8 protein-coding genes are annotated in these 23,239 nt (G+C 62.9%); 2 read left to right on the top strand and 6 right to left on the bottom strand.

From position 1 onward, the window contains the following. The first annotated feature begins 258 nt into the window (after window positions 1-258). Window positions 259-732, top strand: coding sequence for an Lrp/AsnC family transcriptional regulator (locus tag QEN71_RS15770; RefSeq protein ID WP_201648575.1), 474 nt, complete (start codon window positions 259-261; stop codon window positions 730-732). A 24-nt stretch (window positions 733-756) separates the two neighbouring features. Here QEN71_RS15770 and QEN71_RS15775 read toward each other — a convergent pair whose 3' ends face one another. The 6 genes from QEN71_RS15775 to QEN71_RS15800 all read right to left on the bottom strand — a co-directional run bounded on the left by QEN71_RS15775 (window position 757) and on the right by QEN71_RS15800 (window position 21,106). After that, complete coding sequence (locus tag QEN71_RS15775) at window positions 757-1,707, bottom strand: GNAT family N-acetyltransferase (protein WP_201648574.1); 951 nt, start codon at window positions 1,705-1,707, stop codon at window positions 757-759. A 50-nt stretch (window positions 1,708-1,757) separates the two neighbouring features. Next, window positions 1,758-3,980, bottom strand: a complete 2,223-nt coding sequence (locus QEN71_RS15780; protein ID WP_201648573.1) for a TonB-dependent siderophore receptor — start codon at window positions 3,978-3,980, stop codon at window positions 1,758-1,760. A 49-nt stretch (window positions 3,981-4,029) separates the two neighbouring features. After that, on the bottom strand, window positions 4,030-5,430 hold the full coding sequence (locus tag QEN71_RS15785; protein WP_233471690.1) for a lysine N(6)-hydroxylase/L-ornithine N(5)-oxygenase family protein: 1,401 nt from the start codon (window positions 5,428-5,430) through the stop codon (window positions 4,030-4,032). Between the two features lie 64 nt (window positions 5,431-5,494). Further along, the gene (locus QEN71_RS15790; protein ID WP_201648572.1) at window positions 5,495-6,520 is read right to left on the bottom strand and encodes a GNAT family N-acetyltransferase; all 1,026 of its coding nucleotides are present in this window, start codon (window positions 6,518-6,520) and stop codon (window positions 5,495-5,497) included. Next, window positions 6,510-11,492 carry a non-ribosomal peptide synthetase gene (locus tag QEN71_RS15795; RefSeq protein ID WP_201648571.1) on the bottom strand — a complete coding sequence of 1,661 codons (4,983 nt, stop codon included), beginning with the start codon at window positions 11,490-11,492 and terminating at the stop codon, window positions 6,510-6,512. The genes QEN71_RS15790 and QEN71_RS15795 overlap by 11 nt, the downstream gene beginning before the upstream one ends. A gap of 11 nt (window positions 11,493-11,503) precedes the next feature. Beyond that, entirely contained in the window at window positions 11,504-21,106 is a 9,603-nt protein-coding gene (locus QEN71_RS15800; protein ID WP_201648570.1) for a non-ribosomal peptide synthetase, read from the bottom strand. 264 nt (window positions 21,107-21,370) lie between these two features. On the opposite strand from QEN71_RS15800, the gene QEN71_RS15805 reads away from it, so the two are divergent. Then, entirely contained in the window at window positions 21,371-23,164 is a 1,794-nt protein-coding gene (locus QEN71_RS15805) for a cyclic peptide export ABC transporter (protein ID WP_201648569.1), read from the top strand. The last annotated feature ends 75 nt before the right edge of the window (window positions 23,165-23,239 follow it).

Consider the following 23,239-nt stretch of genomic DNA (forward strand, 5'->3'; position numbering starts at 1 on the left):
TGAATGCTTCCGTGACCGATGAACGCGTCGCACGGCGTGGGTTTCGCCGCTGACCGTCCCTGTCGGCGCCATCTTGCGAATGACGCGACGCCCGCTGGCGGAGGGTAATCCGCCGTTCGTTCCGGGCAAGGAAGCATGGTGAAGAATATACCGGTCAATGCCCGGAACAGGGTTTCTGATTGCGTATCAAGACCGGCACAAAACGGAATAATGTCCATGTAAAATCAGAAACACCTGAACATTCTTCTGCCGAACATCATGCAAGCACGCAATCGTCCATTGGACAACCAGGATCGCGCGATCATGCGCGCGTTGCAAAAGAACGCCCGGCTGTCGAATGCGGAACTCGCCGAACTCGTCGGCATGTCGACGACTGCGTGCTGGAATCGCACGCGCCAACTGGAAACCGACGGCTATATCCGTGGATACGTCGCGTTGCTCGATCAGCAAAAGCTCGGCTTTGCGGATGTCGTGCTGATCGAAGTCACGCTCGACCGGCACGACGACGACGCACTGGCGCGCTTCGGCGACGAACTCGCGACGCTGCCCGAAGTACTCGAGGCGTATCTCGTGTCGGGCGAGTACGACTATCTGATCAAGGTCGCGGTCGACGGCACGGCGGGTTATGAGCGGTTCCTGCGCGAAAAGCTCTACAAGATCTCCGGCATTCGTCACAGCCGCTCGATGTTCGCGCTGCGCTGCATGAAGAACATTCCGTCAGTGCAGGTTTGATTTTGACGGCGCGCGTCGCTAGCTTCATGGCCCGAACTGCCCGAAATACGTTTCGCGTTCGACGATAACGAGCGCCGCGCGCTTGTGCGGAAAGTCGAACTCCTTCAGCGTATAAGCGCCCAGCCGATGCATCCACGCAATATGACGCGTGTGATCGATGCGCGGCTCGCCGACCAGGCGTTGCGTGCGCGGATCGTCGATAAACATGTAGTGCAGGATGCCGTTGAACCATGCGCGCAATTTTCCTGTGCTTTGGTAGTCGCTGTTACCGACGAGCAGATGCAGGCCGCGATCGAAATCGCCGGCATCGTAGAACGGCGCAATGCGGTCCTCTTTCGCCCAGTACACCTCGAAGTACGCGAACGGCACATCGTCGAAACAGCCGATCAGCGGATGCACATGCGGATCCGCGCATTGCTCGGTCAGATACGCCGCATGCTGCTCGCGCGTGCCCTTGAAGTCCCAGAAGTGCGCGACGCGATCGAGGTTCTGCCAATAGTGAAAGATGTCGGTGTCGCGCTCCACATTCACCGTGCGCAAGCTGAACGTCATGCCGACAGTCGGCATGAAACGCCGATACACGACGCCCTCGGGCTTCGGTGCTCGCACGGGATGCCGCCGATTGTGATGCAGTGTGTAGCGCACCGGCGTGCCCGCCGAAGAAGGCGCGGCGAGCCACAACGACGGTTGCTGCCAGAAGGTCGCGCGCGAAGTCGTGAGCCGTAGCGTCGAGCCTTCGCGTGCCGCCGTGTCGACGATGCCCTCGCGAATCGCGCGCGTGACGAACGCCTGTGCTGCGTGATCGTCGAGTTCGAACGGCACGTTCAGCGACACCTGCTGCCGCTTCGCATCGCGGCAAAAAACCTCCGCGAGCGCGGGCAACAACTGCTCGGGCGCCGCATCGCGCGGCCACGCCGTCAGTGCAAAACCGTCGGGCGTCGGAACGAGTTCCTCAAAGGCCACGCGAGCGTTCATGCTTGTCTTCCTTTCCTCAAATGATGCAGATGATTCGATAACCGATGCGCTTACCAGTCGTAGCGCGCTGTCGCCAGCACCGTGCGCTGGTTGCCGTAGAAACACGCGAACGCACTCTGGCAACCCGTCACATAGCGGCGGTTGAAAATGTTCGTCGCGTTGACCGCGAAGCGCCATTTGCTGATGTCATAGTGCACGGCCGCGTCGTACACGGTATAGCCGGGCACATGCAGCGAGTTGTCCGACGCACCCGCGCTATAGCTCGTGTAACGCAAACCGCCGCCGAAACCGAGGCCCGTCAGCGGTCCCGTATGCCACGTCCAGTCCGCCCATAGCGAAGCCGTCTGACGCGGCAACGGAATCGCCACCGGCCACTTGTTCAGCGAATCGTCGTTGGCCTTGATGTTCTTCACGTCCTGATACGCATACGACGCGATGATGCTCAGGTCGCGCGTCACGTTGCCGACGGCACTGAACTCGATGCCGCGCGAACGCACCTCGCCCGTCTGCACGCTGAATGTGCCCGTTGGATCGTTCGGATCGGGCGTCGTGACGTTGGTCTGGTTGATCTGATAGATCGCGGCGTTCAACATCAGGTTCTTGTTGAACGGCTGCCAGCGCAAGCCGAGTTCGATCTGCTTGCCCTTGGTCGGCTCAAACGGCGTGCCATCGGGATTGACGCCAATGACGGGATTGAACGACGTCGCATAGCTGATATACGGCGACAGCCCGTAATCGCCCAGATACACGGCGCCCACGCGATACGTGAACGCGTGATCGTTCTGCCTGTGCTCTGTGTTCGCGACAGTATCCGTCGTCGTATTGCGGCTCCAGTCTTCGCGGCCGCCAATCGTGAAGACGATGCGCGGCGTCAGCTTGATCTGGTCCTGCGCATAGACGCCGTAGCTGTCGAGCTTCGTTTTCGTATCGCTATAGCCGAACGAATTCGGTCCCGAGAAGATGTCCGACGTCACCGGAATGTAGACGGGGTTGAACATGTTCAGACTCGGCGCAAGCGCGAGCTGTTCGCTATCCGTCGACAGTTGCCGGTTGTACTCGAACCCGACCAGCACCGTATGATCGATCGACCCAGTGCGAAATTTCGCTTGCGCCTGATTGTCGATGTCGAAGCGCGAATAGTTCGGCTGGAACAGACCCGCATAGCGCGTGAGCGACGCTTCCGTCGGATCGGTGGGATCGAGACCGCCGCCATACACCGTCGAGTTGTTCAGCGACAGATGCATATAGCGCGTGTTCTGACGGAACGTCCACACCGGATTGAAGTGATGCTCGAAGTTGTAGCCGACCGACCATTGCCGCTTGTCGTAACGCGCGAAGTTGCCGTCGCCCGTATAGAGGTCGTTCGAAATCACGCCGTTCGGGTTCGGCAGTATCGTGCCGGATGCGGGCAGGAAGTTATCTGACACATCAGAGTTATCGCGCAGATACGTGGCGTAAAGCGTCAACGCGGTATCGGCCGTGGGTTGCCATTTGATCGACGGCGCGAGCATCAGGCGTTGATCCGCGTTCGGACCTGTCGGCATGTTGCCGTCGCGTCCCACGCCGACGAAGCGATACGTCAGCGTGCCTTCCTTGTCGATCTTGCCGCCGAGGTCGATGCCGATCTGCTTGCGCGCATCGGTGCCGATCTGCAACTCGATTTCGCGGATACGTTCGGCTGTCGGCTGCTTCGTCTGGATATCGACGAGCGAACCGGGATCGCCTTGACCGTATAGCACGGATGTCGGTCCACGCAACACCGTGATGCTTTCGACCTGATACGGATCGACACGCCAGCTCGCCAGATTCAGCGTATTGGGCACTTGCAGCCCATCGACGAACACGCTCGGCGTAAAGCCGCGAATGGCCGTGTACCAGTCGGAGCGCGTACTCGCGCCATACGACGAAAAGCCCGGCACATAACGCAGCGCCTGATTGATCGACGTCGCGCCCTGGTCTTCGATCTGCGCGGCGGTAACGACGTTCACCGTCTGCGGCACTTCATCGAGCGGCGTATCCGTCTTCGTCGCCGTCGACGTGCGATGCGCGACGAAGCCTTCCGTATCGCCCGCCGCTGCGCCTTGCACTTTCACGGCGGGTAGTGTCGTACCCGTTGCGTGATCCGTTGTTGCGTTCGATTGAGCATTGCCCTGCGCGCTGTTCTGATTATCCGGCGACTGTTGTGCCTGAGCGTAACCCGTCGCCGCAGCGAAGAAAGTCATGCTGGCTGCCGCAGCAATGGCACGCCGTTGCGTGCCTTTGACCCACTCCATCTAATACCTCGGAAAGTTTTCATGCAGCGCATCGCGCCGCTTGTTGTTGTCAAAGAGCGAATGCCATGCGGCCGCCGCTCACCCCGGTTTGCGCCCCTGTCTGCGCTTGCACTGCAAAACTGTTGTCGTTATTGCCCGCTTCGAGCGAGCCGGCGATCTCGTCTGCACGGCGCGCGAGCACCGAAAGCAGCGTGTCGCTCAAGCCATGGCTGTCTTCGCAGCAGCCTTGCAGATAGATGCGTGGCTGAAAATGCGCGGGCGTCGCGAGCAGATAGTCGCGCGCGACTTCGCATTGCTCGACGGGTTTGCCCAATGCTTCCGCAAGCGGATCGAGCAGCGTGTGATGCGCATCGCGCCGATAGCCCGTCGCCAGCACCACGACATCGAAGCGTTCCACCGCTGCATCGCCATCCATGCGGTCGCGCACACGCATTTCGATTTCGTTGCCGTCAACGGCTTGCACCTCGCGCACGGATTCGATCGCGCAGTTGTTCAACAGACGATGCCGCGATGCGCCGCTCACGTTCTGCACGTAGAGCAGTTCGAAGATCTGTTCGATCAACGGGCGATCGACTACCGAATAGTTCGTGTCGCGGAACGTATCGAGCAACGAACGGCGCGCGTCTTTAGGCTGCGAATAGATGAGATCCGTGAACGACGGATTGAAAATCTCATTGACGAACGGACTGTCGTCGGCGGGCTTCAACGCGGGCGCGCGCATCATCAAGGTTGCGTCGACGTGCGGGAAGCGGCGCGTCAGATCAATGAATACTTCGGCTGCGCTCTGACCGCTGCCGACGACGGCAACACGTTTGCGCTGCGCCATCTCGCGCGTTCCGTCGCCGACGAGATCGCCAATCGACGTGAGATAGCTCGACGAGTGAATCACGGCGGCATCGCGCAACGCCTCGAATGCAGCGGGAATCTGCGGCACGCCGCCCATGCCGACGGACAACGCGCGCGTCAGGCGATGACGTTCCTTGCCTTGCGCATCGCGCGAATGCACACGCAGATGCGCGACGGTGCGCGCATCGTTCGCGTCGGCCACGGGTTCGATCTTCGTCACCGATTCGCCGTAATGCACCTGATCGTCAAATGCACTTGCCACCCAGCGCAGGTAATCATGAAACTCGATACGCGTCGGATAGAAGTTCTTCAGATTGACGAAATCCTGCAGACGGCCACGCTCGAACAGATAGTTGATGAACGTGAAGCGGCTCTTCGGATCGCGCAGCGTGACGAGATCCTTGAGAAAAGAAATCTGCATGCGGCTGTCGTCGAGCAGCATGCCGCGATGCCAGCCGAATTCCGGCTGCCGTTCGATAAAGCAGTGCGCGGCCGGCGCACTGCCGTTCTCCGCGAGGCGCACGGCCAGCGCGAGATTCGACGGCCCGAAGCCGACGCCGATCAGATCGTGAATGTGTTCCCGTTGATTCATCAATTGAGTCATCAAATGTCTCCCTTCTACCAATGGCGACGTACGTTGTGGGGGCGATACGAAACGCGACGCGACATCACAGATGCCTGCCGTCGAAGAACGCTTCGCGGATGACACGCATCAGCAGCGCCCGTTTGTGTGGAAAATCGAAATGCGCGATGCTCGAAAAGCCATGCTGTTTCAGGAAGTCGATCATGCGAACGTTGTCGTGACGCGGCTCGCAGACCACCGCCTGCGTGCGCGGATCATCGAGAAAGAGGTAATGCACGAGCGACGGCAGCCATGCCGCAACACACGCCGCACCGCGCCAGCGCGTATCGCCGACGAGCATGTGCAAGCCGCGCTCGAAATCCGTCGATGCTGCGAACGGCGCAATGCGGTCTTCCTTCGCCCAATAAGCCTCGAAGTAACCGAACGGCTCGCCGTCGAATGCGCCGATTAACGGATGCATATGCGGCGTCGACAACACGCGTTCGAGATACGCGCGATGCGCGTCGAGCGTCCCCGCTTCGCCCCAGAAAGCGTTGACGCGCGGCTCGTTCATCCACGCGTGCAGATGCTCGAGGTCTTGCGCGACGGACGCCGTACGCAACGTGAAGCGATGCCCGAACTCCTGCACATCACGCGCATAAACGACGCCGTCGACATAAGGCGCGCGCCGCGGATGCCGCGCGCCATCCGTCATCGCATAAGAGAGCGCCGCGACGGGCGCCGATGCAGCGCGCGTGAGCCACAAATCCGGCTGCTGCGCCCACGCGTCGCGCATGCAGACGTTTTGCAACGTCAGCACGCCGCTGTAACGCAGTGCATCGAGTGCATCACGCTGCAGCTTGCCAATATCGAGTGCAATGCTCTTGCTGTCGCGACTCGCGCCGAACGCCGCGCGCAACGCGGCCAATATCGCGCGACGTTGTCCGAGCGGCGAAATGCCCTTGCACCATTCGACGATGTGCATCCCGTCTTCGCGCGTCCAGCGTGCATGCAACACGATGCCTTCCGCGCGGCCATCCTCCGCGACCGTGATCGCATCGCCCTCCAGATACGCCGCCAGCGACGGCTGCTTGAGCATGTTCATATCGTCCCGTGTGAAATCAGCGTGCATCGCGCACCTCCGTAGCCGTTTCGCGTGCTTCGCGTTCGATGTTCGCGTCGAGTCGTTGCGCGAGCGCGCCCGCAAGGTCCGCCAGCGTTTGATGAACGAACACGTCGTCGATCGTGATGCCGTACCCTGCCGCATTCGCGGCATCGACGAAACGCACCACGTCGAACGAGGTCGCGCCTGCTTCGAATACGTTGTCGTCGATGCCGGGCGCTTCGCCGTCGAATGTATGAGCCCATATGCGTGCCAGCGTCTGCGTGAGTTGCGCGGCACGCGGCGACGGTGCGCGAGTCGCGCTATTTGTCTTGATGCGATCCGGACTGTGCGTGTCGCCCGAAATGACAATCGCTTCATCCGGCGCGTCAATAAAACGCGTGACAGCGGCCAGATAATCGGCGCACAGACGCTCGACGAATGCACCATCGACGAGTTCGCGTCCATACGAAAACGCACCCGTCACACGGCCATCGGGATGCTCGACGATATCGAGTTCGAGATCGAACACGACGCGATGACGCACGTCATTGAACTCGTCGACTTCGATGCCGTGCCACTCGCGGCTATCGCTTTGCGCCGGACGCAAGTAGTTGAACATCACCTGAAACAGCGGATTGCCGTTAGCTGTTCGCGACGCGCTCACCGAATCGACAACCTGCGCGAACGGCGCGGCCACATGCGCATACGCGCCCAGCGCAGCTTCGCGTACCGCGTCGATGACGTCGCGCGGCGAAGCCGATTCGCGCATCACCGTGCGCACGACGACCGCATTGATGAACAGACCAATCACGTCGTCGGTATCGCGGTCGCGAGTCGATGCAAGGACGCCGACGGCCTGATCGAGCGTGCCGATCTGACGCGCAAGCGCAACGTTCAGGACCGCGTGCAGCAGCATCGGCAAGGTAGCTTGCGTAGAGACGGCCAGCGCCTTCGCGCGTTCGATCGAATGTGCGTCCAGTTCGAATGCAATGCGGCCCGCACTCCAGTCAGGCGAAACGGGACGCGCCTGCGAAGGTTGCGGCAAACGCAGCGCCTCGACATCGCGCAACGCGTTGCGCCAGAAGTGCAGGTCGGCTGGTTTGACTTGCGTGCGCGCAGCGAATGCGGGCTTCATCGGCGACGTGTTCAACGGCTTGCCCGTCGCGCTCGCAAGATAAGCGCTCTGCACATCGTTGAGCCACACGTCGATCGACTGACCATCCGCGACGATGTGATGAATGACAATCGACAGTACGTGATCATCGTCGGCGAGACGGATCAGACGCGCGCGCCACAACGGCGCTTTGGCGAGATCGAACGGCGTGAGCGCGTCCTCGTCCGTCAGACGCGTCGCCGCTGCAATCCGCTCGTCCGTGGAAGCGAGTTCGCGCACGTCGACGACGGCCAGCGTCACGCGCTGGTGATCGTCGATCATCTGACGTGGTTCCGCAGCGCCTTCCGTCGACACGAGACGCGCACGCAATGCGGGATGCTTGCATGCCGCATGATCGAATGCGCTTTGCAGTGCGCTCACGTTCAGCACGCCACGCAGACGCAGCGCGACGGGAATGTTGTAAGCGGCGCTGTCCGGCTGCGCGCGCCACAAGAACCACAGCGCACGCTGCGCGTCGCTCAGTGCGAGATCTTTGACATCGTTCTCTTCCTGCGTATGGCGCGAGCTCTCGCGCACAGTAGCGCGCGGCGACTCCGCGACGCGCTGCGCGTACGCAGCGAGCGTCGGCGCCTCGAACAATGTGCGCACGGCAACATCGTGCGAGAGACGTTCGCTGACCCGCGTCGCCACGCTCACGGCTGCAAGCGAATGGCCGCCCAGTTCGAAGAAATGATCGGCGCGGCCCACACGCTCGACGCGAAGCACGTCGCACCAGATCTTCGCGAGCGCCGTTTCGATACCGGGCGCGGGCGCATCGAACGCGCGCTCGACGCGCACCGGCGCAGGCAACGCCGCGCGGTCGATCTTGCGGTTCGCATTGCGCGGCAACGCATCGAGCACGACGATGTGCGGCGGCACCATATAGTCCGGCAACGCGCGACGCAGATGGTCCGCGAGCGCATCGCCATCCACGCGCTTACTGCGCTTGCTCGCCTCTTCATTCAACTCGACATACGCCGCGAGCGCCGCATCCACGCCGCTGCCTCGCACGACGGCCACGGCGTCGCGCACATCGTCATGTGCCATCAGACGCGCTTCGATTTCGCCAAGCTCGATTCGCAAACCGCGCACCTTCACCTGATGATCGATGCGCCCCACGAACTCCAGCACGCCATTCGCGCGACGCCGCACGAGATCGCCCGTGCGATACAGCCGCGCGCCCGGCGCGCCGAACGGATCGGGCATGAAGCGTTCGGCCGTCAGCGCAGCGCGTGCGTGATAGCCGCGCGCAACGCCAGTGCCGCCCAGATACAGTTCGCCCGTCACGCCGATCGGCAACGGCCGCAGATTCGCATCGAGCACATGCGCGGTGCGCTCGCCGACAGGTGTGCCGATGGGCAGATACGCGGCATCGGCGATATCGGTCGCGTCTTCGTGCGCGTCGATCATCCATAGCAACGGCGTGATGACCGTCTCCGTCGGACCATATCCGTTGACGACGCGCACATCGGGAAACGCCTGCCGCAGCGCCGAGAAAGCTTCACGCGAGGTCGCTTCGCCGCCCACCGTCAGCGAGCGCAGCGAACGCGGCGCGCCATGCGCGCGGGCCCACTCAGCCATTTGCAATGCGTAGCTCGGCGGGAACGCAGCAATCGTGATCCGTTCGCTCGCGAGCGTTTCGCATGTTTGCGCGGGCGGCCAGAGCGCGTCGTCGGTGATGCGAATATCGACGCCTGCCGACAACGGCGCGAGCCAGCATTCGTGCGCACCGTCGAAATTGATCGACATGAAATGCAGCACGCGGTCCTTCTCGCGCATGCCGTAGCGCGTGACGATTGCCTCGCAGTGCATCGCGATCGACGCATGATCGACGACGACCCCTTTCGGTTTGCCCGTCGAACCCGATGTGTAGATCAGATACGCGGCCTGAGTCGGCGCAATCGACGGTGCGCTATACGCGATGTCTTCTTGCGCCGCATCGTCTTCCGCATCGATCAACCACACGCGCGTGCCGTGACGCAGCGGCAGCTTCGGCACGTGACGTCGTTCGGTGACGACATGCTCGATCGACGCGTCGTCGACGATATGCGCGAGACGTTCGCGCGGATGCGTCGGATCGAGCGGCACGAACGCGCCGCCCGACTTGAGAATGGCGAGCAGACCGACGAACAGATCCGTCGAGCGCCCAACTGCAATCCCGACCCGCACTTCCGCGCCGACGCCCGCCGTCATCATGCGAGCCGCGAGACGCGCGGCGCGTGCATCGAGTTCGGCGCGCGTGAGCGTCATGTCGGCGTCCATCACCGCGCTTACATCAGGCTTCTTTTGCGCGTGTTCCGCCAGCTTCACGTGCACCGGCACGAAGGGTGCACCGTCAGTTTCGTAGCTGTTCCATGCGTCGATCTGTGCGCATTCTTCTTCCGTCAACCAGTCGAGATCGCCGACAGGCACTTGCGACGAAGCGAGCGCGCTGTCGAGCAACTGCGCATACTGGTCCGCGATTCGCTGCACCGCCTGTGCGTTGAACAGATCGGCCGAGTAGACGAACGCTGCATCGAGCGCGCCGTCTTCGCGCTCCTCGAAACCCAGTGTCAGGTCGAACTTCGCATACGGTGCGCCGAACGGCAGATCGGTGACGCGCACGCCGTCGAATGCGGGCACCACGCGCCCCGCCGCGTATGACGCCATGACCTGAAACAGCGGATGATGGCTCGCGCTACGCGGCACGCCGAGCGCTTCGACGATCTGCTCGAACGGCACGTCCTGATGCGATTGACCGTCGACGAGTGCACGCTGCACGTCGTCAATCAACGCATCGAATGGCTTGCGCATATCGACGCGTGCGCCGACCACCAGCGTATTCACGAAGAAGCCGATCAAGCCCGCCGTTTCCGCACGTTCGCGGTTCGCAGCGGGCACGCCAATCTGGATATGCGTCTCGCCGCTCGCTCGCGCGAGCAACGCGTGCAGGGCAGCGAGCAACACGGCGAACGGCGTCGCGCGACGCGCCTGCGCGAGCGCACGCACGCGCTGCGCGGCCTGCGCATCGATCGTGAAGTAATGGCGGCCACCGCGCGCGCTGCGCTGCATCGGACGCGCGCCGCTGCCGGGCAATGCGATCACGCCTGCATCGGCGTTCACCTGCTCGCGCCAGAATTGAAGCTGTCGCCCGGCCTCGCCCGCATCGAGCCAGCGCCGCTGCCACAGCGAGAAATCCGCGTATTGCACGGGCAACGGCGCGAGCGCGACCGTCTCGCCGTTTGCGTACGCGCGATAAAACGCCGCCAGTTCGTCGAGCAACACGTCGATCGACCAGCCGTCCGAGACGACGTGATGCATCGTCAGCACGAGCCAGTGCGTCGTGTCGTTCAGCGCGATCAGGTGCACGCGCACGAGTGCGTCACTGGCGAGATCGAAAGGCTGCTCTTCGTCTTTCACCGCGACGTCAGCCGCGATGCGTTCGCGGTCCGCTTTCGCTGCGCGCGACAGATCCGTGAAGCGCCACGGGCAGCGCGACGGCGCATGCACGATCTGCTCGACGCCGCCGTCGGCGGATTCCGCGAACGTCGTGCGCAATGCTTCGTGACGCGCGATCAACGCATCGAATGCGTGACGCAGCACCGCGCGGTTCAGTTCGCCGTCGAGCCGCAACCGGCTCGTGACGTGATACGCCGCCGGTTCGTCGATCATGCGCGCATGCAGCCAAAGCCGCGTCTGTGCGAACGACGCGGGCACTGCCGACGAGCGGTCCGCGCGCGCGGGAATCGGCAGCATGCGGAAGTCGATGCCAGCTTCGGCGAGCTTCGTGATGAACAGCTTGCGCTGCGTGTCGGGCAATTGCGCGAAACGCGCGGCAAGCGCCAGCAGATCGGGAGTGGATTTCATTCGATCGTTCCTCATTGCGCTTCGAGTTCACCGAGCAGCGCGTCGATTGCGCGCGCTGCGTCGTCGATTGCATGCACGCCGCGCGCGTCGAGCGCCGCATCGATGGCCGCCGCGCAGCGCGCCAGCGTGCGCGCGTCGAACAGCGTGCGCAGCGGCAGCGCGAGCGACCAGTGCAGATTGATTTGCGCGTTCACCTGCGTCGCGAGCAGCGAGTGACCGCCCAGTGCGAAGAAGTCGGCATCGCGGCCAATCGCGTGACTGCCGTCGATGCGCAGCACGCGCTGCCAGATCGCGGCCAGATCGCGCTCGGTGTCGGTTTGTGGTTCAGCCTCGTCCGTCGATTGAAGCGATGGCGTGGGCAGTGCGTTGCGGTCGCACTTGCCGTTCGGCGTGACGGGCAACGCGTCGAGTTCGATCAAATGCGCGGGCACCATGTACGCGGGCAATTGCGCATTCAGCGCTGCGAACAGCGCGGATCGATCGAACGCTTCTTCGGCGCGCCGCGCGACATAGCCGATCAACTGTTCGTCGCGCACGATCACGACGGCATCGTGTACGCCGGGCGCAGCACGCAACAACGCTTCGATTTCGCCCGGCTCGATGCGCAGGCCGCGCAACTTCACTTGCTGATCGGCGCGGCCCAGATAGTCGAGCACGCCGTCCGCGCGTCGACACACCAGATCGCCCGTGCGATAGAGACGCGCGCCCGGCGTGAACGGGTCGGGGACAAAGCGCTCCGCCGTCAATGCCGCGCGCCCGAGATAGCCGCGTGCGAGACCGACACCACCCAGATACAGTTCACCGATTGCGCCCGCAGGCAACGGATGCAGCGCGGCATCGAGCGCGTGCAACTGAATGTTTGCGATCGGCTCACCGATCGGCACCGCCACGGCTTGCGCATCGTCGTCGGTGCACGTCCAGTGCGATACGTCGATCGCGGCTTCCGTCGGGCCGTACAGGTTGTGCAATTGCGCTTGCGGCAGTAGAAGCCGCGCACGCGCGACGAGCTCAGGCGACAGTGCCTCGCCGCTCGCCACGACGCGCACGATGCTCTCGCACTGCGCAGCGGCATCGAAGTCCTTCAGATGGCCGAGAAACGCGCCGAGCATCGACGGAACGAAATGCAGCGTCGTCACGCCATATGCTGCGATTGCAGCGGCAAGGCGCGCGGGATCACGATGATCTCCGGGCGCCGCGATGGCGAGCGTCGCGCCGACCGACAGCGGCCACACGAATTCCCACACCGACACGTCGAAGCCGAACGGCGTTTTATGCAGCACAACGTCGCGTGGCGTGAGCGAGTACGCGCCCTGCATCCACGCGATGCGATTCGCGAGCGCGCGATGCGTGTTGCCCGCGCCCTTCGGCTTACCCGTCGATCCCGACGTGTAGATCAGGTAGGCAAGCTGATCGGGTTCGACATCGATGCTCGATTCGAGCGCCGGATTCGAAGTCAGTTGTTCGACACACAGCACGCACGCGTCCGCACGGCCAATCGAATCGACGACACGCGCATGCAGCGCACGTTGAGTCAGCACGACGGCAGGCCGCGCATCGTCGAGCAGATACGCGATCCGTTCCGCCGGATAGTCGGGATCGACGGGCAGGTATGCCGCGCCAGCCTTCAACACGCCGAACAGCGCCACCACCATGTCAATCGAGCGCTCGACACACAGCGCGACCACACTGTCCGCCGACACGCCTGCGTTCAGCAGCGCACCTGCCACCCGGTTCGCGCGCTCATTGAGTTCGGCGTAGGTGACGCGCGTGCGAACTTCACGGGCATCGATGAAGTCGAGTGCGATCGCATCAGGCATCGCTGCTGCATGGCGTTCGAACTGCCGATGAAGCGGCAATTGAAGTTCATCCGGCCACGTGCGCGCGGTGTCGTTATGGCTGGCAAGTTGTGCCAGATCGTCTTGAGTCGCAATCGATACGTTGCCAAGCAATGCATGCGGATCGGCGATGAATGCCTCGATGCATGCGTCGAACGCGCGATGCAACGCACGCACGCGCGCTTCGTCGAGACGCGCGGTGTCGTAGCCGTAATCGATCGTCAACGTGTCGCCGGCCTGCACGACCAGCGTGACGGCGAGATCCGTCGATTCGATGCTGCGAAGGTCGGACAGCCGCAACGCGAGCTCATCGTTCGCCGACCACGCGGGATCGACGGGATAGTTTTCGAACACGACGAGCGTGTCGAACATCGCGCCGCCGCCCTGGCCCGCCCAACGCTGGATATCGAAGAGCGGCGTGTGCGCGTGTTCGGCGTTCGCTGCGTTGTCGCGTTGCAGATCGGCGAGCCAGTCGGCGATGCGACGTTGCGGTGCAGGCGTCGCGATCACGGGCAACGTGTTGATGAAAAGACCGAGCACGCTGTCGACATCGGGTAGCGCATCAGGCCTGCCCGCAACCGTCGCGCCGAATGCGACCGTCGCGTGGTGTGTCATGCGCTGCAATGCGAGCGCCCACGCGCCCTGCACGAGCGTGTTGACCGTCAGCTTGAGATTGCGCGCGAGCGCGGTGAGCTTCGCGGTCGTGCTTGCGTCGAACCGGGCACGCCAGGTTTCGCTGGGCGCAGCATCGCCGTTATCGGCCGATACGTTCGGCGCAACGAGCGTGGGTTCGTCGAAGTGCGCGAGGCGTTCGAGCCAGAACGCCTTGTCGGCTTCATGATCGCGCGCGTCGAGCCACGCGATGAAGTCGCGATATCGCAAGCGCGTTGCCTGGCCGAACGACAACGCGCGACGCTCGCTCATATAGTCGCGCAGCACGTCGGCGAACATGCGCGCCGTGCTCCAGCCGTCGAGCAGCAGATGATGGCGCGTCCACACGAGGCGCCATTCGTCGTCACTCAGACGGATCAGCGTCACGCGCATCAACGGCGCCTTGCTCAGATCGAAGCCTTGCGCGCGGTCTTCCCTGAGCCATTGCTCGAAACTCGCTGCCTGCGCGGCGCGGCCGCGCCAGTCGAGCACGACGACGGGCAGCTTCGCCTGACGATGCACGATCTGCAACGGCACTTCAGCGTCGTGCCAGAAGCTGGTCCGCAATATATCGTGCTGCGGCACGATGCGATTGAACGCATCGGTCACACGCGCGATATCCGGTGAAGTCAGCGTAGCGACGAGCTGATTTACATAGGTCGTGCGATCCGGTGCATACAGCGAGTGGAACAGAATGCCCTGCTGCATCGGCGACAGCGGATAAATATCGTCGACGGTACGCAGATCGAGTTCGAGACGCTCGAGCATCGCTTGCGTGAGACCCGCGCGCTGCGCAAGCGGGAAGTCGGAAGGCGTTGCGCTGGCTCCGCGCTTCGACACGCGTTCGATGCACTGCGCCGCGATTTCACGCAACGTGGTTTCGAAGCGGCGCGCGAGCTTTTCGACCGTACCCGCGTTGAACATCGCTGCGCTATAAACCCAATGCATCTTGAGCCTGCGCGTACCGTCGATATGCGCGTGAATCGCCAGTGCATTCGACATCGGACCCGCCGGATCACGCTCGCAGCCTGCGCCGCCGAAGCGCGCATTCAGCACGCGATCATTCGATGCATCGCCGAACTGGCCGAGATAGTTGAACGTCACGCGCGGACGCGGCAATGCGGCGAGCGCAGCGCGCGTCGATTCGTTCGCGAGATAACGCAGCACGCCGAAGCCGAGCCCTTTGTGCGGCACAGCGCGCAATGCGTCCTTGACGGCCGCGAGCGTCGCCGTGCCCCATTCACGCACGGGCAACGCGACCGGATAGTGACTCGTCAGCCAGCCGATCGTGCGGCTCGCATCGACCTCTTCGAACAGCGCTTCGCGTCCGTGGCCTTCGAGTTCGATCAGTAAAGAATCGGCCGGTACGCTCGTGCCAAGCGTGTGCGCGAGCGTGGCCACGAGCAGATCGATGGTCTGCGTGCGCCATGCGGCGTTCGCATCCGTGAGCAAGGTCTGCGTGAGCGTCGCGTCGATCGTCCATTCGACCGTGCACGCATCGGCGTTGCTTGCGGTGCCGTGCGGATTGTCGAATGGCAGCGCCGTGCTTGCCTGCTTCATCGATGTCCAGTACGGCAGTTCTCGCGCAAACAGCGCGGCTGCGTCGGCGGCAAGACGTTGCGCCCAGTCCGACGCGCGCATGCCCTCCCCCGCGAGACGCACCGGACGGCGCTCGCGTGCCGCGCGATAAGCCGCCTCGAGATCTTCAAGCAGCACACGCCACGACACGCCATCGACGATCAGATGATGAATCGCGATCCATACACGCGGCGTGCCATCCGGCAACATCGCGACGAGCGCACCTGCAAGCGGTCCGCGTGTGAGATCAAAGGTGCGTTGCAACTCGTCGAATTGAGCGAGCGCATCATGTTCGTCACGCGCTTCGACGGCGACCAGCGGCAGCGCGTCGAATGGCTTGTCGGCGTATCGCGCGCTCCACGATGAAGCTGTGTCTGCCGCAAAGCGCAGTCGGAATGCATCGTGATGGGAAAGCACCGCGCCGAATGCGTGCGCGAAGGCGTCGAGATCGAAGCGCTCCGATGCGTGCAATTCGACAGCCTGATTCCAGTGATGACGCGCCGGCACATCCAGTTCGAAGAAGCGATGCTGAGCAGGCGTCAAGGCAATGCGCGCATCGTTCGCAGGCACAACAGCGGCACGCGTTTCCGCTTTCGGTTCAGCTGCGGCGACGGTCTGTGCGACTTGCGCGAGTTGAGCCACGGTCGGCTTGTCGAACAGCTGCTTCGGCGTGAAGCGCACGCCTCGTTTGCGCGAACGCGCGATCACCTGCAACGCGAGAATCGAATCGCCACCCAGCTCGAAGAAATTGTCGTCGCGGCCCACATGCTCGGCGCGCAGCACTTCTTTCCACACGTCCGCGAGAATGCGTTCGATGCCTTCGAGCGGCGCGTCGCTCGTCAACTGCACTACAGGTTGCAGCGCAAGTTCGCGCAGCTTCGCACGGTCGATCTTGCCGTTCGCCGTGACGGGAAAGGCGTCGCAGAGCGTGAGCGTCGCGGGCACCATGTAGTCGGGCAAACGCGCGGCAAGCTCTGCGCGCAGCATCGCTTCATCGCGCGAGCCTTGCATGACGACAAACGACGCAAGACGTGCACGCCCATCCTCGACGATTGCGAGCGTCTCTGCCTGCCTGACGCCTTCGATCGCGCGCAACGTCGCGCTGATTTCACCCGGCTCGACGCGATAGCCGCGAATCTTCACCTGGTCATCGAGACGGCCCAGATAGTCGATTGCACCGTCTGCGCGCAAACGCACGCGGTCGCCCGTCCGATACATCCGCGCACCCTTCGGCCCGCTGGCGTCCGGCACGAAACGCTCCGCCGTCGCTGCCGCGCGATGCAGATAGCCGCGCGCGACGCCGGGTCCGCCAAGATACAGTTCGCCGATTCCGCCGACGGGCACGGGCGCGCCATGCACATCGAGCACTATCACGCGTGCGTTCGGCAACGGACGCCCCGTGGGCACGCCAGTCGATGCGTTTGCGGCGCTCAAGCTCGCTGTCGCATCGAACGTGAGTGCGCCAACCGTGGCTTCCGTCGGACCATAGTGATTGATCACGCGGCACGCGGGGCGCAATCCGGTGATCCGTTCGACGAGCGTCCACGGCAGCGGCTCGCCGCCCAGCACGAGTGCATGCGACGGCAGCACGGCCGTGGGTTGCTGCGCTTCGAGCAACGCATGCAGATGACTCGGCACGATCTTCAGCACACCGACGCCGCGTTCGCGCATCGTCACAGCGAAACGGTCGGGATCGAACGCGCATTCCTTCGGCAGCAGATGCAAGGTGCGGCCCGAGCACAACGCACCGAAGAGCGTCGTATGCCCGAGATCGGCGGCAACCGTCGAGACCATCGCCATGCTAGCGTCGGGCGCGAACTTCAGTTCGTCGAGCATGCCCTGAACGTAGTCGGCCAGCGCGCGATGCGATACGACGACGCCCTTCGGCGTGCCCGTCGAACCCGATGTGTAGATGAGATAGGCAGCCTGATCCGGCGTGATCGTTACGGGCGCGTCGTGACTGTTCGCTTCGATCAACGCGTTTAGCGATAAGACTTCAGTTTCGACCTGCAGTGCATTGCTCGCGACGATTACGCAGCGCGCACCGCATGCGCGAATCGACGCTTCAAGGCGTTCGCGCGGCGCAGCAGGATCGAGCGGTACGGCCATCGAGCCCGACTTCAATACTGCGAGCAGCGCGACGACGAAATCGACAGAACGCTCGATGCACAGTGCGATTGCCTGTTCCGCGCCCGCGCCCTTTTCGAGCAATGCACGCGCGGCGCGCGATGATGCTTCGTTCAAGGCTTCGAATGTGAGTTGCCGTTGTGAGTCGGTGACTGCGATCTGCTTCGGCGTCGCATTCGCGTGATGCGTGAAGGCTGCGATCACGTTGTCGAATTCGAATGTTTTCTCGCGGCCTTGCAGCGTGTTGCTCAGTAAACCTGCACAAGCGAGCAAACTGAGAGGCGATGCAGGATGCGCCACGCTGTCAGTCAGCAGCGCAATGAAACTGTCGAGCCACGCATGCGCGGTCGCATCGTCGATGCAATCCGTCGCCCATGCAGCGACCAGTTCGATACCGCGTGCATCGTCGGTGAAATCGAGCGCGAAGTCGAAGCGCGCCGCGTTGTCGGGACCGGGCGTCAATGTCGCGACGGCATCGGGCAACGCAACGGGATCGTCGAACACGAACTGCTGCGCGAACTTCACACGCAACCATTCCTCGCCTCGCCGCACAGGCGGCTTGACGGCATCGATCACCTGATCGAAGGGAATGTCCTGATTCGCGTAGGCGCCGAGCGTCGTGTCTCGCACTTGCGAGAGCAGATCGGCAAACGATACATGCGGTGAAACGCGCGCACGCAACGCAACGGTGTTGATGAAAAGACCGAGCAGGTTGGCCGTTTCCTCGCGCTGCCTGTTCGCAACGGGCGCGGCAACGATCACATCCGTCGCCGCCGTCAGACGATGCAGCCATGCATGAAGCGCTGCGAGCAACACGATGAACGTCGATGCATGCGCGCCGCTTGCAAGTTCGCGCACAGCCGCCGATAAACGCGCATCGAGACGACGCGACGCGCGCTTGCCGATGAGCGTGCGTTCGGCAGGCACAGTGCGATCGACAGGCAACGCGAGCGGCGCGGGCGCATCCTTCAACGCATCACGCCAATAAGCAAGTTGCCGTTCGCGTTCTGCACCGTCGAGCCAGTGGCGCTGCCATTGTGCGAAATCTGCATATTGCGCGGCGAGCGTAGGCAACGAAGCCGCACGACCTTTCGAAAGCGCCGCATAGGTTTCGGCCAGTTCAGCGAATGCGCAACGCGACGACCAGCCGTCGCTGATCGCGTGATGCGCAGTCAGCATCAGACGATGCTCGTCATCGGCAAACGTGACCAGCGATGCGCGCAGCAACGGGCCGCGTTGCAGATCGAAAGGACGTGTGGCGTGTTCGCCCGCAAGCTCGTTCGCGCGCTCGTTGCGTGCGTCGAGCATCAGATTGCGCAGATCGATTCGTTCTACAGGCACCGCGATCCGCGCATGAACGCGCTGCATGACGATGCCGTTCTCGTCTTCGTGCAGCGTGGTTCGCCACGCTTCATGGCGTTCGATCACTTGCGCGAGCGCGCTTTCGAGCAACGCAGCATCGATCGATCCGCGAATGTTCCAGTGCGCGGCGATGTGATAGGCGTCGCCGGCATCGCGTGTTTGTGCGAGTACCCAGAAACGCTGCTGCGCAAACGACGCGCGATGATCGACATACGCGGCGGAAGCATCTCCGCGAGCCATCGCTTTCAACGGAAGCACTTGCACGGCGGCTTCACGCTCGCTTGCATCGACGAGTGCGGAGAGTGCTTCGAGCGTAAGGTCGGCGAAGAGAGAATCCAGCCGCAAGTTCACATGCAGGTCCGCGCGAATCGCAGCCTGCAGACGCATGATCGCAATCGAATCGCCGCCGCGTGCATGAAACCGGTCATCGAGACCGACAGGTCCGTCACCGAGAATCGCTTGCCAGATTGCGGCGAGCGTGCGTTCAATTGAGCTTTGCGGCTCGCGATACGACACTTGCGCGACCTGCGACGCAACACGCGCACGCAACGCTTCACGGTCGAGCTTGCCATTCAATGTATAAGGCAACGCATCGAGCAACGCAAAACGATGCGGCTGCCACGCATCCGGCAAACGCTGCGTCAGGTGCTCGCGCAGCGCGCTTTCTTCGAGTGCTTCCGTTACGACGACACAAGCCGTCAATTGAACACGACCTGCAATGTGCTCGACCAGCACGGCTGCATCGCGCACATCCGGATGTGAACGCAAAGACTGCGCGATCTCACCTGGCTCGACGCGCACGCCGCGAATCTGCACCTGATCGTCGATGCGGCCCATGTAATCGTATGCGCCGTCGGTGCGCAAACGCGCAAGGTCGCCCGTGCGATAGACGCGCGATCCCGGTTCGCCATTTGCATCGGGGATGAAGCGTTCGGCCGTTTGCGCGGCGCGTCCGTGATAGCCGCGCGCAAGACACGCGCCGCCAAGCAGCAGTTCGCCGCATGCTCCATGTTCAATCAAAGCGCCATCGACGGAACCCGCCTCCGTCATGCGTGCCACGCGCAATCCGATCGGCGCGCCGATCGGCAATGATGCGCACGACGTGTCTTCATACGCTGCGCGAGGATCGAGCGGCCACAGCATCGGCGAGATCACGGTTTCAGTCGGACCGTAGCCGTTGATCAGACGCACGTTGTTAAACGTTTGCCGGATTTCGCCGAATACATCGCCGGGCATCGCTTCGCCACCGAATGCGAGCACGCGCAGCGAATCGGGTACACCATGACGCCGCGCGGCTTGCGCGAACTCGCGCAGATACGCAGGCGGAAACGCGGCAATCGTCACGCGCTCGTGATGGATCAGCGCGCGTGCGTCGTCCGGTGCAACGGTGCCGGGCGCGGTTATCGCAATGCTCGCGCCCGCAGCGAGCGGCGCGAGCCAGTACTCGTGCGCGAGGTCGAAATTCACCGACGCAAAATGCAAAACGCGGTCCGCATCCGTCATCGGATAAGCGCCGATCACGGCATCGCAATGCGCAGCGAGCGGACCATGTTCGACGACAACAGCCTTCGGCGTGCCCGTCGAGCCCGACGTGTAGATCATGTACGCAGCCGAGCGAGGATGCACCAACGCATCTTCGAACTCGACCGGTTGCTCGATGTCGATTGCATCGACGTCGATGCAATGCTCGAAGCGCGCGCGCAACGACGCGCTTGCATCGCGCGTGACAATTCCGTGACGCAAGCCTGCATCGCGCGTCATCCAGTCGAGCCGTTCCGCGGGATGACGTGGATCGAGCGGCACGAACACACCACCCGCCTTCAGCACCGCGAGCAACGCGACGAACAGATCGCACGACCGGTCGATGCACACACCGACGCGCACTTCTGCGCCCGCGCCATGCGCGCGCAACGCAGCCGCGACGCGCGACGCGCGAGCGTCGAGTTCAACGCGCGACATGCGCACGGTAAGCGGCGAAAAGGCAGCGAGCGCAGGCGCGTGAGGCGCACTGCGCGCGAGTTCGCGAAGTCGGAGATGCAAGGCAGTCAGAAAAGTCGTCATTCGTGTGAAATCCTTCGGCATGGCCGCTATGCCGCCGCATCGGGACATGGTTTGTCCACGTCTCTTTTCAGCGGCTTCACACAGGTGACGAATCGCGCGAAAAAATATTTACCCCTTTGGCGGAATAAATTCTGCGCAGTCCTTGTTTGTTCGCGCTCGCGCACATTCGACTAAAGTTTTGCGGCGCTCAAACGTCTAGTCGATAGATGGCTGTTCAAGTCCCTTCATGCGCTTTGCGCGCATTCACTCTCACGCCTGCTTTCGATGACTGTTTCCAACGCACCGCCCGTGAATGGTTCGGATCGCCCGAACAAACCCGCTACCCGTCTGTTGTTGTCGCTATTGCGGCGTTCGCGCGGCGCGCTTGCGCTCGCGTTGATCGCATGCATCGCGAATGGCGTGTCGAGCGTGTTGCTCGTCGCAACGCTCAATCGCGCATTGAGCGCGCCCGCCGCGGCCGATCTTCCGCTCGCGTTGCGCTTCGGCGCTTGCGCGCTGGTCGCGCTGATCGCGCGCATCGTGTCGGGCGTGCTGTTCGCCGGGCTTTCGCAGGACACGATGAGCCGCATGCGCGAACATGTGTCCGCGCGCGTCGCGGCAGCGGAACTGCGCGACGTCGAACGCGTGGGCGCAGCGCCCGTTCAATCGATCCTTACCGACGATGCCACCAACGTGTCGATGCTCTTCTTCGCGTTGCCCAACATCGTGATGCACGGCTCGATCGTCGCGGGCTGTCTCGCGTATCTCGCGTGGCTGTCGTGGCCCGTCTGTGTGCTGGCGCTTGCTGCCATCGTGATCGGCTCGCTCGGTTACCGCTTCGGCGACATTCGCGCGATCGCATCGCTCGAAGCAGCGGGCCGCGCGCAGGACCGGCTGTTCGACTATCTGGGCTCGTTGTTTGCGGGCGCGAAAGAATTGAAGCTGCATCGCGAGCGCGCACGTCAATTCGTCGACGGACAACTCGGCTCCGCGATCAACGAAGTGCGCGATCATCGACGCCGCGCCTTTGTTGCATACGCAGTCGGCGTCGGCTGGATCATCTTTCTGTTCTACGTGTTCCTCGGCGCGGCCACGTTTCTGCCGTCAATCGGCGTGCATGCCGATGCGCATGCGGCCGCCGGTTATGTGATCGTGTTCCTGTTCATGCTCGTGCCGCTCGACGGCCTGCTGAACAATCTGCCGACCGTCAACGCAGCGCGCGTGTCGCTCGAACGCATCGAGCGCGTACTTGCCGAGTTCGAGGAGCAGCATCGCGCCGTTGCGCCGTCGCTCGTTTCGACCGCGCAGTCGGCGGCCTTCGACACGCTCACGTTGCGCGGCATCACGCACGCGTATTTCCACGAACGCGACGAGCGCATGTTCCGCATCGGGCCCATCGATCTGAGCTTCAAACCGGGCGAACTGGTGTTCATCGTCGGCGGCAACGGCAGCGGCAAGACGACGCTCGCAAAAGTGCTGACGGGCCTGTACGAACCGGAAGATGGCGTGATCGAAGTCGATGGCACAGCCGTCACGCGCGATACGCGGCCCGCGTATCGTGAGCGCTTTTCGACGGTGTTCAACGACTTCCATCTGTTCGATTCGCTGCTCGGTATCGTCGATCCCGACGATGCGAATGGCAATGCCCGCGCCGCCGCCGATGCACGCGCCAATGCGCTGCTCGCGAAGCTCGCGCTGGATCACAAGGTCAGCGTGGAAAACGGTACATTCTCAACCCGCGCGTTGTCGACAGGGCAGCGCAAGCGTCTTGCGCTCGTCGTCGCGTATCTGGAAGATCGTCCGTTCTATCTGTTCGACGAATGGGCCGCCGACCAGGATCCTTCATTCAAGGCCGTGTTTTACGAGCAATTGCTGCCGGAATTGCGTGGACGCGGCAAGACAGTCGTCGTGATTACGCACGATGACCGCTACTTCCCGCTTGCCGACCGCGTGCTGAAACTGGATAACGGTGCGATCGTCAACGAAACGCGCGGCGTGCCGCATGCGGTCGCGGGACAGGCTTCAACGCGCGCGCCCGTTCCTGCCGACGCGCCTCGGCCCAGGATGGACGCAAGTTGAAGTTCTGAAACTCTTGAACGTAACGCAATGAAAAGCGCCTTGGGACTGAACATCCCAAGGCGCTTTGTGTTTGAG

The sequence above is a fragment of the Paraburkholderia sabiae genome (assembly GCF_030412785.1).
GTDB classification, from domain to species: Bacteria; Pseudomonadota; Gammaproteobacteria; order Burkholderiales; family Burkholderiaceae; genus Paraburkholderia; species Paraburkholderia sabiae.

What these genes read in the sequence shown, in the direction of transcription:
- QEN71_RS15790 (WP_201648572.1), bottom strand. Translation starts at nt 6,520, where the DNA reads ATGCACGCTGATTTCACACGGGACGATATGAACATGCTCAAGCAGCCG.
- QEN71_RS15805 (WP_201648569.1), top strand. Translation starts at nt 21,371, where the DNA reads ATGACTGTTTCCAACGCACCGCCCGTGAATGGTTCGGATCGCCCGAAC.
- QEN71_RS15800 (WP_201648570.1), bottom strand. Translation starts at nt 21,106, where the DNA reads ATGACGACTTTTCTGACTGCCTTGCATCTCCGACTTCGCGAACTCGCG.
- QEN71_RS15775 (WP_201648574.1), bottom strand. Translation starts at nt 1,707, where the DNA reads ATGAACGCTCGCGTGGCCTTTGAGGAACTCGTTCCGACGCCCGACGGT.
- QEN71_RS15795 (WP_201648571.1), bottom strand. Translation starts at nt 11,492, where the DNA reads ATGAAATCCACTCCCGATCTGCTGGCGCTTGCCGCGCGTTTCGCGCAA.
- QEN71_RS15770 (WP_201648575.1), top strand. Translation starts at nt 259, where the DNA reads ATGCAAGCACGCAATCGTCCATTGGACAACCAGGATCGCGCGATCATG.
- QEN71_RS15785 (WP_233471690.1), bottom strand. Translation starts at nt 5,430, where the DNA reads ATGACTCAATTGATGAATCAACGGGAACACATTCACGATCTGATCGGC.
- QEN71_RS15780 (WP_201648573.1), bottom strand. Translation starts at nt 3,980, where the DNA reads ATGGAGTGGGTCAAAGGCACGCAACGGCGTGCCATTGCTGCGGCAGCC.